Here is a 13,601-nt window from a genome sequence, read left to right as displayed (position 1 = left end):
TCCCGGGGCACGGGACGCATCGGGGGTGCCCGGACTCGGGGTTGGCGCGCACCCCCGTTCCGTGCGCGTGCCTCAGCCGGTTCTGACGATGGTCCAGGCGTTGGGGTCGAAGCTGGGGACGACCGAGTAGCGGCAGGCGCTGTTGTAGTACGTGCTGGTGATGGTCCAGCCCGCGGGCGGGTACGTGGAGGCGCAGGCGTTGACCCTGGTGCCCACCGGGTAGCCGGTGAGCTGCATGATCCTCTTGCTGTTCGGGCTGAAGCCCGATCCGCAGCCGGCGCTGTTCCACCACTGGGTGTCGATCCAGCCGGTCGGGGTGAGCGTCGAGGCGCACATGTTGAGCGTGTCACCGGGCGCGGCGTTGGCGGGGGTCGTTCCGGCGACGCCGGCCGCGGCGGCCAGGAGGGCGAGACAGGCGAAACGGGTCCGCATCACGTTGGGTCTCCTCGTCAGTGCAGCGGGGATGCGCCGACGACGTCGGCGTCCGGTCACTTGCGCTGAGCAATTACTACCGGCACGTGCGGGCCTGCGGACAGTCACCTTTCGGCCCTGGCGACGAACGCGTATTCGGCCTTCGTTCGCCCGTTCCCCCCTGTGTGCTGTCCCTAGCCCACGGCGCGCTGCAGGCCCGTAATCGGGGCGCCCGGGTCGGCGACCTGGTGGAGCTTGAGGTCGTTCAGCTTGTTCAACTGGCTGAGCTGGGCTTTCACGGTGGGCATCTCGCCGCGATGCTCCGCCGGGATGGAGTTCTGCACGGGCCCGTCGAGCGCGGCGACCGGGGAGATGGGCTGGATTCCAGCCGGGCCCGCGGCGCTCACCGCGGACGCACCGAGGCCCGAGACTCCGGCGGCGAGGGCGAGGACTGTGGCGATACGTCGTGTTGAGATCACGCCCTGACAACGGCGGACCCCGCCGATGGACACGGCCGCGGCCCAGCCTCACCCGAGAAGCCTATGCCGGGGACTTCGGCGCGGAGGACGCGTCAGCCCCGCGCCGGTGTCCTGCCCTCGCGCGTCCAGGCCAGCAGTTCCTCTTCCGTCCACGTCGTGATGACGCGCTCGGCCGGGACCCCGCACTCCTCGGCCCGTACACAGCCGAAGACCTGCCAGTCCAGCTGCCCGGGTGCGTGCGCGTCGGTGTCGATGGAGAAGAGCACGCCCGCGTCGACCGCGCGCCGCAGCAGCCTGCGCGGCGGATCCAGGCGTTCGGGACGGCTGTTGATCTCGACCGCGGTGCCCGACTCGGCACAGGCGGCGAAGACCTCGTCCGCGTCGAAGTCCGACTCGGGCCGCCTGCCCCGGCCCCCGGTCACCAGCCGCCCGGTGCAGTGCCCCAGCACGTCGGCGTGCGGATTGCGTACGGCCGCGACCATGCGGCGGGTCATCGCGGCGCCGTCCATGCGCAGCTTGGAGTGGACCGACACCACCACGACGTCCAGCTGCTCCAGGAGCTCCTCCTCCTGGTCGAGCGAGCCGTCCTCCAGGATGTCGCACTCGATGCCGGTGAGCAGCCGGAAGGGCGCCCAGCGCTCGTTCGCCCCGGCCACCACCTCCAGTTGCCTGCGCAGGCGTTCAGGGGACAGGCCGTTGGCCACCGTCAGCCGGGGCGAGTGGTCAGTGAGCACCGCCCACTCGTGGCCGAGCTCCGCCGCCGCCCACCCCATCTCCTCGATCGGGCTGCCGCCGTCGGACCAGTCGGAGTGCAGATGGCAGTCGCCGCGCAGGGCCGCGCGCAGTTCCTCGCCGCCCTCGACGAGGGGCGCGGAGGCGCCTTCCTCCTCCAACCGCCGCAGATAGTGCGGCAGTTCTCCCGCCAGGGCCTCGCGCACCACCTGCGCCGTCTTCGGGCCGATCCCCTTCACCGACTCCAGCGACCCGGCGGCCACCCGCTTCTCGACCTCGCCGCCCGCCATCTCCTCGACCACGCCGGCGGCCGTACGGAACGCCCGTACGCGGTACGTGGGGGCCTGCGTGCGCTCCAGCAGGAACGCGATCCGCCTCAACGCCGTCACCGGATCCATCGACACCTCCGACCGCCCACCATTGTCCGTCGGCCAGTCGCCACGCGCCTCCTGTACGGGGCCGGGCGACGCGGCGGCGGGGCACCCCCGCTCGGGGTGCCCCGCCGTTCGTGCTGTCGCGTGCGGGCGACGAAGCGTGCTCGTCGGTCAGAAGTTGAACACGATGCCCTGGCCCGCCTGCTTCTGGCAGGGGTTGCCGAAGGTGTGCCGGTAGGAAACGCGCTGGCCGCCCCAGACGCCGTCGGCGGTGACGGTCATCGGCTTCCACTCCTTGGTACACACCACACCGAGCGGCGGGCCGGCCGTGATCGCGGCGAAGTCGCCCTGGTTGTGGTCGAGCTCCGCGCAGGCCTGCTTGGCGGCCGGGTGCGTGCCGGAGGAGGTGGGTGCGCAGCTGAGCGTCACCGCGCGAAGGACGGACGCACCGTCGTCGCCCGTGCCCGGCGCCACGGTCAGGACGAGCGCGGACGGCGGGTAGAGGCTCATTGCGGCACCCCGGGTGTCGTGCTGATCGGCGCCGGCCGCACCCGGTACGGCAACCGCTGCACCGGCGAGCGCCAGCGCGGCCACCAGAGTCGTACGCCCAAGCGTCTTACGCATATCGAACACTCCTGTCATTCAGGGACCTGCGAACGAGCCCGAGTCTTGTCCAGTCCCGGGGGTGCCGCAGACCGCCGTATACAAATCCGGTCACACTCCGCCACGCCACGATCGCTCGAAGTTGCAGGCCACAGCCATCCGAACGGTCGGACGGGCTGATGGGCGCCCGTAGAGAAGAAGGCGCAAAGCCGCCTCTACTTTGCTTTCTAAAGCAACGAGAACATTGAATCTTTAATAGTGAGGTTTCGATTCGATTTCATTCTCGGTCCGCGATCAGGCCCTCCACCTGTACCTTCGGCGCCTCCGGACGTGCGCGCACCCCGGGCGGGCCGCAGAGTGGGGACGGTGCCGCGCTCGCCGTGCCCGGCCCGCCCGGCGCCCACGGGCCCACACGAAGGAGCAGCACACGATGGAACACCACATCGTCGCCGAGATGACCGAGCCCGGCGGCAGCACACTGAAGGAGTGGCACATGGTCCGCGCCGGTCAGAGCGTGTCCATGTGCGGCCGGGAACTCAACATGAACGAGCAGGAATTGCCGGCCGACGCCTGGGGGACCGAGCAGACGCGGCCGTTCTGTCACACCTGCGGCGCCCTGTTCCTGCGCGAAGTGCCGTGAAACAGGGCGCCGGTGCCGTACCCGCCCGCCGCTATCCGCGCGCGACCGCGGCCAGCGGGAGCAGCGGGCGGCGTGTCGCCGCGGTGGGCGGGCGCTGCGCCTCGGGCAGCGCCCTCAGGGGGCGCACCCGGACCAGGGCCTGCGCGTCGGGCGCCTCGGCCCGCAGCGTGAACCAGACGACCTTGCCGTCGGCCGTGCCGTGGGTGCCCCAGCTGTCGCTGAGCGAGGCCACCATGGCCAGGCCCCGGCCGCGGCTCTCCAGCGGCTCGCCGCCGCCGAGGACGGGCAGACGGGGGTCGTGGTCGAGGACGGCGGCGGTCAGGCGCCGTCCCGTCCACCGCAGTTCGAGCGTGCAGCGCTTGTCACCCTCGGTGTGCCGGAAGACGTTGGTCAGCAGCTCGCACACGCCGAGGCTGACCGGCTGGATCAGGCACTCCAGCTTCCAGTACCGAAGGTGTGCGGCGACGATCCGGCGGATCTGCGGCACCCGTTCGGGGGCGGCTTCGAGATCCAGGGTGTACTGACGGTTCACTTCCACGACCACGCCCACGACTGCGCTCCTCATCAGGACGGCCGGCGGACCGGCTGCCGCTTCGACAATGACAGCCCCGAGAAAGCGGAAAGTAGTCATTCGGATACAGAGGGAACGCAATCAGCGTGACCCCATCCGGGTGAACGCGCAACACAGGCGGCACGACGGCGCCGGCCCGGGCCGGTCCGGGCCCGTCCGGGCAAGGAAAGAGCCCCGGCAGGACGGGGGAGACCTGCCGGGGCTCGTATATGGGCGGGCGGTTCAGCGCGGCCCGCATATAGATGAATTGTAAACCATGGCTGGACCCTGGCTAGACCGGCAGGCTGTCCATGAAGGAGCTCACCGAGAACACCGCGTTCCCCGGCCCCGCGGGCCCGTATCCGGGCGGGGAGGTCAGGCCGTACTCGTCCATCGTCGCCCGGTACGCCTCAAGCAGGCGGATGTGGTACTCCAGCGGGGCGCCCTGCGGGTTCGCCTTGCCGAGCGGGGTGGTCGGCTCGGGGCACCAGGTAGTGAAGCGCGGGGTGATGCCGCGCGACATGAAGAAGCGCAGTCCCTCGACCGTAGAGTCGATCGCCTCGTCGACGGTGGTGAAGCCGAAGGGCTCGGCCATCTCCACGCCCGCGACGAAGTTGGGGATCACATGGCGCGGGCCGAAGATCTCCGCCGAGTCGAGGATCCGCCGGTGCCACTCGTCACGGCCGACGTACTCCTCCTTGCCCGGGCAGTACAGCTCGAACAGCCGCCGGTCCCACACCTCGTAGTTGGGGTGGTAGATCCGCACGCCGTAGTCGTGGAAGCGCTGCACGTCCTCCTTGGGCAGCGCCTGGGCGACGACCTTGCCCGTCCAGCGGCCGGGGAAGCGCTCCTCGATCGCCTTGGCGTACATCCCGTAGAAGTCGGCCTCGTCGCGCCCGCCGACGTGCGAGGTGATCGCGCCGCCGGTGAGGGTGTACGCGGTGGACGCCTTGGCGGTGTCGTACCGGTCGATGATCTCCAGCGCTTCGAGGATCTCCTCGACCGGCTTGACGCCGGTGTAGGGGCGCCCGGCCGCCTTGTGCTGGCGCCAGTTGTGGTTGATGTCGCAGTACTGGCACTCCTGCTTGGCGCCGAAGTACTGGCAGACCCGGAACACGGTGAGGTAGATCAGATAGCCCCACTGGATCGTCGGGGCCACCTCCATCACGGACTTGCCGTTGGACAGCTTGTGCCGGTAGTACTCCGGCATCGGCGGCAGCCCCACGTCCGAGATCCGCTTGCCGTCCAGGTACAGGCCGAGCATGCCGTGGTCGTCGGCCGCGACCCGGTACGGGGACGCCGGGTTGACCCGCACCGACACGACCGTACGGCGCAGCTCGTAGGGGCCGCCGGTCAGCACGATCTCCTCCGGCGGGCGGCGCAGCGCGGCGGCGCCCAGCTCCGGCAGGGTGCGGTGGTCGAAGGAGAAGATGAAGTACGACTTCGGCTTGACCTCTCCGGACTCGTTGTCGCTGAGGGCCGACTCGTCGAAGGCCACCCCTCCGCGCAGCAGGTCTTCCTTGATCACGGCTTCCCTGGGCACCCCGGGGAACCGCGCCATCAGTGATTCGACCTCATCGGTACGGCTGCTGAGCATGTGCTGACGTCCTCCGGTCCAGTCGCTTTCCTGTCCGTACTGAACCTATGCTCTCGCCGGCTTCGCCGATGGACTGGGCATCGACGACGAAGCCGGCGAGCGAGCGCCAGGCTAGCCGCGGGGCGATCTTCGGCGGATCGGTCTGCGGTCGCGCTTCTCCTCATCCGAAAGGCTTAGGCACTCGGGCCGGTACGCGCTCAGTGGGCGATCGAGTCGATCAGCTCGCGGGCCCCCTGCCGCAGCAGGGTGACCGCGACCGAGGTGCCGAGCGTGGCCGGGTCGAGCGGGCCCGCCCACTCGTGGGCGTTGAGGACCGTCTTTCCGTCGGGCGTGAACACACAGGCCCGCAAGGAGAGACCGCCGTTGCGGGCCGCCCTCGCGTACCCGGCGATCGGGCTGTTGCAGTGGCCCTGCAGGACATGCAGGAACATCCGCTCGGCCGTGGCCTCGCGGTGGGCGTCGGGGTCGCCCAGGTCGCTCACCAGGTCGATCAGCTCACGGTCGCCCTCGCGGCACTGCAGGGCCAGGATGCCCGCGCCGATGGGCGGGCACATCACCTCCTCGGAGAGCACCTCGGTGATCACGTCCGTACGGCCGATGCGCTCCAGGCCCGCGACGGCGAGCAGCAGCGCGTCGGCGTCGCCCGCGGCCAGCTTCTCCAGGCGGCGGTTGGCGTTGCCGCGCATCGGGACGCAGTCCAGGTCGGGGTGGGAGGCGGCCAGTTGGGCGATGCGGCGGACGGAGGAGGTGCCGATGCGGGTGCCCGCGGGCAGCTCGTCGAGGGTGAGACCGCCGGGGTGGATCAGGGCGTCGCGGATGTCGTCGCGTTTGAGGAAGGCGGCGAAGACGGTCCCGGCGGGCAGCGGGCGGTCGGCGGGCACATCCTTCACACAGTGCACGGCGAGGTCGGCCTCGCCCGCGAGCAGCGCGGCGTCCACCTCCTTGGTGAACGCGCCCTTCCCCTCGACCAGCGAGAGGTCGCCCATCCACTTGTCGCCGGTCGTCTTCACCGGGACGACCTCGGTGGCCACCCCGGGGTGGAGGGCCGCGAGTTCGGCGCGTACGCGTTCCACTTGCGCGAGCGCCATGGGCGAGTCGCGCGAGACGATCCGGATCAACTCGGCAGTAGACATGGGTCCACGATATGGGGAGCGCCCGGATCCCGCTCACATCGCCTCGTGGCCTCATCGTCTTTGTACGCCAAGGGAGTTGACGTCCGGCTCAGTCGCGGTCCGCGACGATCAGCAGATAGGGAAAGCTGCCGACGCGCCCGTACGGTGTGGGCCCCCGGCCGCGGCTCGCGCGGGCGGGGGCCCTGGGACGGGCGGCTGTGCGGGCAGCCGCCGCGGCTCAGGTCGCCCTTCTGTTCCTGGTCATCAGCATGCCGCCCGCGACCAGCGCGAACAGACACACCGCAGCGCCGGTGATGACGTTGCTGAGGACTGCTCCGGTACCGGGGTGGCGGGCGACCACCCACGGAGCGACGATCAGCCAGGCGCCCAACAGCAGGACCACGAAGTTCAGGTCCTGCGACCGCTCCGGGACGATGGACATGCACAGGCCCACGACCGCGAGAGCGATACCGACGATCAGGTTGGTCAGGGCGAGCGTCGGCAGCGCGCCGGAGAAGTGCACGGTCCAGCCGGAGATGGCCGCGTAGATTCCGGCGAGGATCACGAGTTCCTCGACCGCCGCGACTCCTCGGGTCTCCATCATCGCCGCGTACCTGTCCCGCATCTCCGATACGTCGGGGTGCCCGGATATGTCACCTGGTCGGTGAGAGACGTCGGCCATGTGACTCGCCTCCTTCTGATGCCTGCAAGTCCTTTGGCCCCCATGCGACATCCGGTCGCGGTTCCAGTGTGCTCTTATCTGGTCTTTATATGCATATAGACGGCTATCTGATCTCTACAGAACTTTTGGGCGTTCTGTGTAGAAATGCTTAAGCCGTGGCCTCGACGACCGCCATCGCACGACGGTTGCGCCGGCGCGACCACTTGCGGCGCAGCGCGGCCGGGCCCAGGTCGACGCGCCCGTGCAGCAGACCGAGCACGATCGCCGTGCCCACCGCGATCAGATGCTCACGGCCGGCCAGATTGGGCCGCACCATCGCCTCGAACAGCATCGAGCCGCCGGTCAGCGCGAACACGATCGGGGCCCGCCGGATCACCGAGAGATAGGTGAACAGCCCGACCACGGCCGCGGACGGCCCCGTGTCCAACACCCGCCCGATCTCCGGCGGCAGCCCGAGGCCGCCCCAGGTGCCGGGGCCGAGCGCGATCATGACGCGCGCGCTGAGCGTCCCGGCCAGCGTCGTGACGTACGCGATCACCAGCGTCCGGGTCCGGCCGAGCACGAGCTCGGCGAGGGCGAACCCGAGGAACAGCTGGGTGAGACCGGCCCAGACCGGCAGGTCGAGAGCCGGGACGAAGAGCGAGATGGGGGTGCGCAGCAGCGCCAGCCACAGCGGCAGATCGGCCTTGACCTCACCGGTCAGCCGGACCACCACCGCGCCGGTCCGCGTCAGGTGGATGGCGTGGAAGACCGTCACCGCGACGCAGGCGAGCACACCGAGGAAGAGGCCGCGCAGGCCGCGGTTGATCAGTTGCCGTACGGGGTCGACGACGATGCCGTGGAACTCGCCGCGCAGGGTGCGCGCGATGAACCGGACGAACCGGACCAGCAGGTCGGCCGGTTGCCGAAGGTCCCCGCCACTGGTCGCGGGCAGCACAGCCGCCGCGCCGGTCCCCTCGACCGCGTCGGCGTGCCCGCCCTGGACCCCGTCATGACGGCCGTCGGCAACTCGGAACACTGCTTGATCAACCCCTCACGCTGCAGCGCCAGGCGGTCACGACAATCGGCGCAGCTCCCCACGTACCCCCAGATCGTGCACCAGGTCGAACACACGCCGCACATGGGGGTCCACACCAAGGTAACCACGGCGTGGAGGACGTTCAAGATTTCAGTTCACTCACCGAACTGTTCTGGGTTAGGGTCGGTCCGTGACCCTGCCCCGCGACTACACCGGCCAGTCCTGCTCCCTCGCCCGCTCCCTGGAGATCGTCGGCGAGCGCTGGACGCTGCTGATCGTGCGGGACGCGTTCTACGGGGTGCGCCGCTTCGGCGACTTCGCGGCGCACCTCGGGGTCCCCCGCGCCGTCCTCACCGACCGGCTCACCACCCTCACCGAGGCGGACGTCCTCGTGCGGGTGCCGGGCAGCGGGCGGCGCGAGGTGTACGAGCTCACGCCGAAGGGCGTGTCGCTGTGGCCCGTGGTGCGGGCGCTCACCGGCTGGGGCGACGAGCACTACGCGGCGGGCGGCCCTCGCCGGATCTTCCGGCACACCGCCGACGACGCGCCGATCGCCGCCGACGGGCGGTGCACGCGCTGCGACACGGCCGTCGAGGTGCGGGACATCCTCGTCACACCCGGCCCCGGCCTCGGCCCGGGCGGCGCGGACGACGACCCGGTGACGGTGGCCCTGAGCCGCCCGCACCGCCTGCTCCACCCACTTCGCGGCTGAGAAACCCCGACTGAGAAACCCCGACTGAGAGACCTCGGCCGAGAAACCCTCGGCCGAGGAGAAACCCTTCGCACAACCTCTCGCACGACGATGTCCACGACGAAAGGTGTACGCACATGAAGATCCTGGTCGTCGGCGCAGGAGCCACCGGAGGCTACTTCGGCGCCCTGCTCGCCCGGGCGGGACGCGACGTCACGTTCCTGGTACGGCCACGACGCGCCGCCGCCCTGCGCGAGCGGGGTCTGCGGCTGACGGGCGCGGGCGAGGACGAGGTGCTCACACCGCGCCTGATCACCGCCGACGAGATCACCGCCGACGAGATCACCGAACCGTACGACCTCGTCCTGCTGTCGGTGAAGTCCACCGCCCTGGAACAGGCCGTCGAGGACCTCGCCCCGGCGGTCGGCCCGGACACCGCGATCGTGCCGCTGCTCAACGGCATACGCCACCTCGACGTGCTCAACGCCCGCTTCGGCAAGGGGCCGGTCCTCGGCGGGGTGGCCAAGGTCATCACCACGCTGAACGACGAGGGCGACATCGTCCGGCTGGCCCCGCTGGCGGTCCTCGCCCTCGGTGAGCAGGACGGCGGCGCCTCGGCCCGTACCGAGGAGATCCGCGCCGTACTGGCCGCGGCGGGCATCGACGCGAGCGTGTCGCCCGACATCCTCGCCTCGATGTGGCACAAGTGGGTCTTCATCACGACCCTGTCCACCGTGACCTGTCTGATGCGCGGCGAGGTCGGTGACGTCAACGCCGTTCCGGGCGGCTCGGGGCTCGGCCCCGCCGCCCTGGCCGAGGGCGCCGCGGTGTCGGCCGCGGCGGGCTTCCCCGTTCCCGAGAGCGAACGGGCCCTCACCACCTCCCTGGTCACCCAGGCCGGCTCCGCCTTCGCGTCCTCCATGTACCGCGACGTGGTGTCCGGCTTCCCCACCGAGGTGGAGCACATCTTCGGCGACCTGACCGCACGCGCCCGCGCCCTGTCGGTGCCCACCCCGCTGCTCGACCTGGCCACGCTGCACCTGCGGGTGCACCAGCACCGGGTGGGGGCGAAGCGGTGGTGAACAGCCCCTGGATCAAGCGGTACCACCCCGCCCCGCAGGCCCCCACCCGCCTCGTCTTCTTCCCGCACGCGGGCGGCTCGGCCACGTCCTTCTTCGCCGCCGCCAAGGCGCTGTCGCCGGAGGTGGACGTGCTGGCGATGCAGTACCCCGGGCGGCAGGACCGGCTGGCCGAGCCCCCGATCGAGGACATGGGCACCCTCGTCGACCGCATCACCGAGGAGCTGATGCCGTGGACCGACCGCCCGCTCACGCTCTTCGGCCACAGCATGGGCTCCTCCGTCGCGTACGAGGTGGCGCTGCGGCTGGAGGAGAAGGGCGTCCGGCCGCTCGGACTGTTCGCGTCGGGCCGCTCGGCGCCCTCCGTCCCCCTCTCCCGCCGGCTCCACCTGGCGGACGACGACGAGCTGGTCCGCCATCTCCGGGAGCTCTCCGGCACGGACGCCCAACTGCTCGCGGAGGAGGGCCTGTTGCGCATGGTGCTGCCCGCGCTGCGCGGCGACTACCGCGCGCTTGAGACGCACGTCCCCGAGCCGGGCCGGTCGCTGGCCTGTCCGGTCGTGGCCCTGTGCGGGGACGCCGACCCGGTCGTCGACCCGGACGACGTGGCCCGCTGGGAGCGGCACACCTCGGCGACGTTCCGGATGCGGGTCTTCACCGGCGGCCACTTCTTCCTGGACGCCCATCTGCCCGCCGTGGCACAGGAGATCCTCGACCACGTGGAGGCGACGACGGCACGGTGAAAAGCGCGCGGAGGGGCGGGCGGGGCGTACGAGCACGGCACGCCCCCGCCTCTCATCCCCCGGCGCCCTCCCGCCCCACGACCACACCGGTGGCCAAAAGACCGCCGTTCTCCCCCTCCACCGTGCGCCACCGCCCCCGGAACACGTCGATCCGGACGCCGTCGACCACCGGGCCCGGCACCTGCAACGCACCGGTGAAGGTGCCGCGTTCGGGGTCGGGGGTGACCACGCAGTCACCGAAGTCCAGCCAGCGGCCGGTCAGCGGGAACCACGCCTTGAAGACGCTCTCCTTGGCGCTGAACAGCAGGCGGTCCCAGGCCACGGCCGGATGCGAGGCGGCCAGCCGGTCCAGGGTGACGCGCTCCTCGGGCCGGGTGACCATCTCCCGTACCCCGTCGGGGACCGGCGCGTTGGGCTCGGCGTCCACACCGACCGAGGCGACGGCCGAGGCGGGGGCGACAGCCGCCGCGCGGTAGCCGTCGCAGTGCGTCATGCTGCCGACGACGCCGTCCGGCCAGCGCGGGGCGCGCTGGGCCCAGGCCGGACCCTCCCCCGTGGGCAGGATCGGGCCGGGCGCGTGCCCGAGCCGGGCGAGCGCGGTGCGCGCGCACAGCCGTACGGTGGCGAATTCGCGCCGTCGCTTGTCGACGGCCTTGGCCACCACCTCGGCCTCCTGGGGGAACAGCTCGACCGAGGGCGGGTCGGCGAACAGCTCCGCCACCACCACCCGCACCGGGAGCAGGCCTTCGAGCAGCGCGCGGGTCACCATCGGGGCACCGAGGCCGGTCCGGGCAGGATGCGGCAGAGCCCCTGTGGCGGCGACGAGCGGCCGCCCCACTCCCGGGGGTAGCCGAGCGACACCTCCAGGTGCGGCACCCCGTCGACGTCGATGGCGCGCGGGATGTGCAGATGCCCGTAGACGACCGCGGCGGCCCGGTAGCGCACATGCCAGTCGGCGGTTGCCTCGGTGCCGCACCACTGGGCGAACTCCGGGTGGCGCAGGATCCGGGTGGGTTGGCGCACCAGCGGGAAGTGGTTGACCAGCACGGTCGGCAGCGCCGGGTCGACGGCGTCCAGCCGCGAGCGGGTGTACGCGAGCCGCGCCCGGCACCACGCGTCGCGGCTGGGGTACGGGTCGGGGTGCAGCAGGTACTCGTCCATGCACACCACGCCGGTGCCGTGGGCGACGGCCAGCGCCTCTTCCTTGGTGTGTGCGCCCTCGGGGCGGAACGTGTAGTCGTACAGCACGAACAGGGGCGCGACGACGACCGGTCCGTCCGGGCCCGGCCACTGGCGGTAGGGGTCCTCCGGCGTCGCCACCCCGAGGTCGCGCAGCCGCTGGACCAGATGCTCATAGCGTGCCTCGCCACGCAGTTGCACGGGATCGGCGGGCGGTGTCCACAGCTCGTGGTTGCCGGGCGCCCAGACGACGGTGTCGAACCGGCCCGCGAGGTGCTCCATCGCCCGGAGCACGTCGTCCGCCTTCTCCCCCACGTCCCCGGCGACGATCAGCCAGTCCTCGGACGAGTCCGGCCGCAACTCGTCGACGATCGCGCGGTTCTCCGCGTGGCCGACGTGCAGGTCACTGATGGCAAAGAGACTCATGATGATCACAGCCTACGTCGGCCCTCCCACCGCCCGGCCCCCGGTGGCCGGTTCGGACCGGGCGGCCTACCGGCGTACTCCAGGAGTCCGATAGAGGTTCATCCGCGCAACACCCGCCACCTGCCTGCGGAGGTACGCCCCATGAGCCGAGGACCGAGCCATGCGTCGCCGGGCAAGAGCCGCTTCGACGAGATCTACGACGCACCCGACCCCCGCGCCTACTTCCGCCGCCTCGCCCCGCTGGAGTACGAGATTCCGCATCATGCGCAGGAGGTCTTCCGTCATGACCGGGCCGCCCGGGCCGCGGCCTGCGGTCCGGTCGGCCCGGTCACGGTGCTCGACCTGTGCTGCTCGTACGGGATCAACGCGGCGCTCCTCAACCACCACCTCACCCTCGCCGAGCTGTACGCGCACTACAACGGCCCCGAGGCGGCGGACCTGTCGACGGCCGAACTCATCGCGTACGACCGCTCGTTCTACGCCTCCCGGCGCCGGGCCGACGCGAGCCCGGTCGTCGGTCTGGACGCGGCGCGGCACGCCGTCGGCTACGCGCTCGCGGTCGGGCTGCTCGACGAGGCGTACGCCGAGAACCTGGAGCTCGCCCCGCCGAGCGAGCCGCTGCGCCGGGCGGTCGCGCGCACCGGTCTGATCACGGTCACCGGAGGCATCGGCTACATCGGCCACCGCACCTTCGAGGCGCTGCTCGGGTGTGCGCGGCTACCGGTGTGGGTGAGCGCGTTCGCCCTGCGCACCGTCTCGTACGCGCCGGTGGGTTCGGCGCTCGCCGCACACGGCCTGGTCACCCTGTCGGACGCCTCGCGGGCCTATCCGCAGCGGCTGTTCACCGGCCCGGTCGAGCGTGACTACGCGATCGGGCAGGTCGTTCGCTCGGGCCACGACCCGGCCGGTCTGGAGAGCGCGGGCCGCTACCACGCCCGGCTGTATCAGTCCCGGCCGCGCTGAGCCGGGCGGGCGGGGCCCCGGGCGCGCCGGTCCGGGCGCGGGAACGGGGAGGGCCCGCAGCGTCCGCCGCGCGCTCGCGCACCCCCGAGTGCCGCAGCGCGCCGACCGCTTCGCGCAGATCCGGGCCGCCGGCTCCGGACAGCAGGGCGCGTGCGGCGCCTTCCCTGGCCACCGCCACGGGCCGGCGCGCGGCCGTCCACACCGCCCGGGCGTCCTCCAGGAGCCGCTCCCGTACGCGGGGTTCGCGGGTGCACATCGCCTCCAGCTCCAGGAGCCCCGCGAAGACCGGACGGCAGGCCTGGCGGCCGGGGCGGCCCGCCGC

At 71.5% G+C, this 13,601-nt stretch carries 17 protein-coding genes; 6 read left to right on the top strand and 11 right to left on the bottom strand.

Features of this window, described 5'->3' with window-relative positions; genetic code table 11:
- Positions 1-72 precede the first annotated feature (72 nt).
- The 4 genes from ACFWA7_RS37845 to ACFWA7_RS37830 all read right to left on the bottom strand — a co-directional run bounded on the left by ACFWA7_RS37845 (position 73) and on the right by ACFWA7_RS37830 (position 2,620).
- Complete coding sequence (locus ACFWA7_RS37845; RefSeq protein ID WP_385549283.1) at positions 73-435, bottom strand: hypothetical protein; 363 nt, start codon at positions 433-435, stop codon at positions 73-75.
- A 170-nt stretch (positions 436-605) separates the two neighbouring features.
- A complete protein-coding gene (locus ACFWA7_RS37840; protein WP_385549280.1) occupies positions 606-890 on the bottom strand; it encodes a hypothetical protein in 285 nt (94 codons plus the stop codon).
- Between the two features lie 92 nt (positions 891-982).
- Positions 983-2,020 carry a PHP domain-containing protein gene (locus ACFWA7_RS37835; protein ID WP_385549277.1) on the bottom strand — a complete coding sequence of 346 codons (1,038 nt, stop codon included), beginning with the start codon at positions 2,018-2,020 and terminating at the stop codon, positions 983-985.
- Between the two features lie 147 nt (positions 2,021-2,167).
- Positions 2,168-2,620 carry a subtilase-type protease inhibitor gene (locus ACFWA7_RS37830; protein ID WP_385549274.1) on the bottom strand — a complete coding sequence of 151 codons (453 nt, stop codon included), beginning with the start codon at positions 2,618-2,620 and terminating at the stop codon, positions 2,168-2,170.
- A gap of 409 nt (positions 2,621-3,029) precedes the next feature.
- Here ACFWA7_RS37830 and ACFWA7_RS37825 point away from each other — a divergent pair, with 409 nt between their 5' ends.
- Positions 3,030-3,239: a hypothetical protein gene (locus ACFWA7_RS37825; RefSeq protein WP_385549271.1), complete on the top strand. Its 210-nt coding sequence runs from the start codon at positions 3,030-3,032 to the stop codon at positions 3,237-3,239.
- A 31-nt stretch (positions 3,240-3,270) separates the two neighbouring features.
- Here the strand turns inward: ACFWA7_RS37825 and ACFWA7_RS37820 are convergent, their stop codons facing one another.
- The 5 genes from ACFWA7_RS37820 to ACFWA7_RS37800 form a co-directional block, all read right to left on the bottom strand.
- Entirely contained in the window at positions 3,271-3,789 is a 519-nt protein-coding gene (locus tag ACFWA7_RS37820) for an ATP-binding protein (protein WP_385549268.1), read from the bottom strand.
- 292 nt (positions 3,790-4,081) lie between these two features.
- Entirely contained in the window at positions 4,082-5,386 is a 1,305-nt protein-coding gene (locus tag ACFWA7_RS37815; protein ID WP_385549266.1) for a radical SAM protein, read from the bottom strand.
- A 197-nt stretch (positions 5,387-5,583) separates the two neighbouring features.
- Positions 5,584-6,519: a hydroxymethylbilane synthase gene (gene hemC / locus ACFWA7_RS37810; RefSeq protein WP_385549263.1), complete on the bottom strand. Its 936-nt coding sequence runs from the start codon at positions 6,517-6,519 to the stop codon at positions 5,584-5,586.
- A 217-nt stretch (positions 6,520-6,736) separates the two neighbouring features.
- Positions 6,737-7,180, bottom strand: coding sequence for an SPW repeat protein (locus ACFWA7_RS37805; protein WP_385549260.1), 444 nt, complete (start codon positions 7,178-7,180; stop codon positions 6,737-6,739).
- Between the two features lie 148 nt (positions 7,181-7,328).
- Positions 7,329-8,072, bottom strand: a complete 744-nt coding sequence (locus ACFWA7_RS37800) for a hypothetical protein (RefSeq protein ID WP_385549289.1) — start codon at positions 8,070-8,072, stop codon at positions 7,329-7,331.
- A gap of 316 nt (positions 8,073-8,388) precedes the next feature.
- Between ACFWA7_RS37800 and ACFWA7_RS37795 the strand changes: the two genes are divergently transcribed.
- From ACFWA7_RS37795 to ACFWA7_RS37785, 3 genes are all read left to right on the top strand, one after another.
- On the top strand, positions 8,389-8,910 hold the full coding sequence (locus ACFWA7_RS37795) for a winged helix-turn-helix transcriptional regulator (RefSeq protein WP_385549257.1): 522 nt from the start codon (positions 8,389-8,391) through the stop codon (positions 8,908-8,910).
- Positions 8,911-9,026: 116 nt separating this feature from the next.
- Entirely contained in the window at positions 9,027-9,971 is a 945-nt protein-coding gene (locus ACFWA7_RS37790) for a ketopantoate reductase family protein (protein WP_385827677.1), read from the top strand.
- The gene (locus tag ACFWA7_RS37785) at positions 9,968-10,711 is read left to right on the top strand and encodes a thioesterase II family protein (RefSeq protein WP_385549251.1); all 744 of its coding nucleotides are present in this window, start codon (positions 9,968-9,970) and stop codon (positions 10,709-10,711) included. Before ACFWA7_RS37790 ends, ACFWA7_RS37785 begins: the two co-directional genes overlap by 4 nt.
- A 52-nt stretch (positions 10,712-10,763) precedes the next feature.
- Here ACFWA7_RS37785 and ACFWA7_RS37780 read toward each other — a convergent pair whose 3' ends face one another.
- Complete coding sequence (locus tag ACFWA7_RS37780; RefSeq protein ID WP_385827680.1) at positions 10,764-11,465, bottom strand: 4'-phosphopantetheinyl transferase; 702 nt, start codon at positions 11,463-11,465, stop codon at positions 10,764-10,766.
- An 8-nt stretch (positions 11,466-11,473) separates the two neighbouring features.
- The gene (locus ACFWA7_RS37775) at positions 11,474-12,316 is read right to left on the bottom strand and encodes a metallophosphoesterase family protein (RefSeq protein WP_385549248.1); all 843 of its coding nucleotides are present in this window, start codon (positions 12,314-12,316) and stop codon (positions 11,474-11,476) included.
- A gap of 141 nt (positions 12,317-12,457) precedes the next feature.
- Here ACFWA7_RS37775 and ACFWA7_RS37770 point away from each other — a divergent pair, with 141 nt between their 5' ends.
- Together ACFWA7_RS37770 and ACFWA7_RS37765 are read left to right on the top strand one after the other, a co-directional pair.
- Entirely contained in the window at positions 12,458-13,279 is an 822-nt protein-coding gene (locus ACFWA7_RS37770) for a hypothetical protein (RefSeq protein ID WP_385827675.1), read from the top strand.
- Positions 13,280-13,367: 88 nt separating this feature from the next.
- The coding region (locus tag ACFWA7_RS37765; protein WP_385827673.1) for a hypothetical protein at positions 13,368-13,601 on the top strand (234 nt) is incomplete at its 3' end.

The sequence above is a fragment of the Streptomyces sp. NPDC059994 genome (genome assembly GCF_042737755.1).
GTDB lineage: Bacteria > Actinomycetota > Actinomycetes > Streptomycetales > Streptomycetaceae > Streptomyces.
Note: the sequence above shows the minus strand (reverse complement) of the source record. Positions and strands in the feature narration are given on the sequence as shown.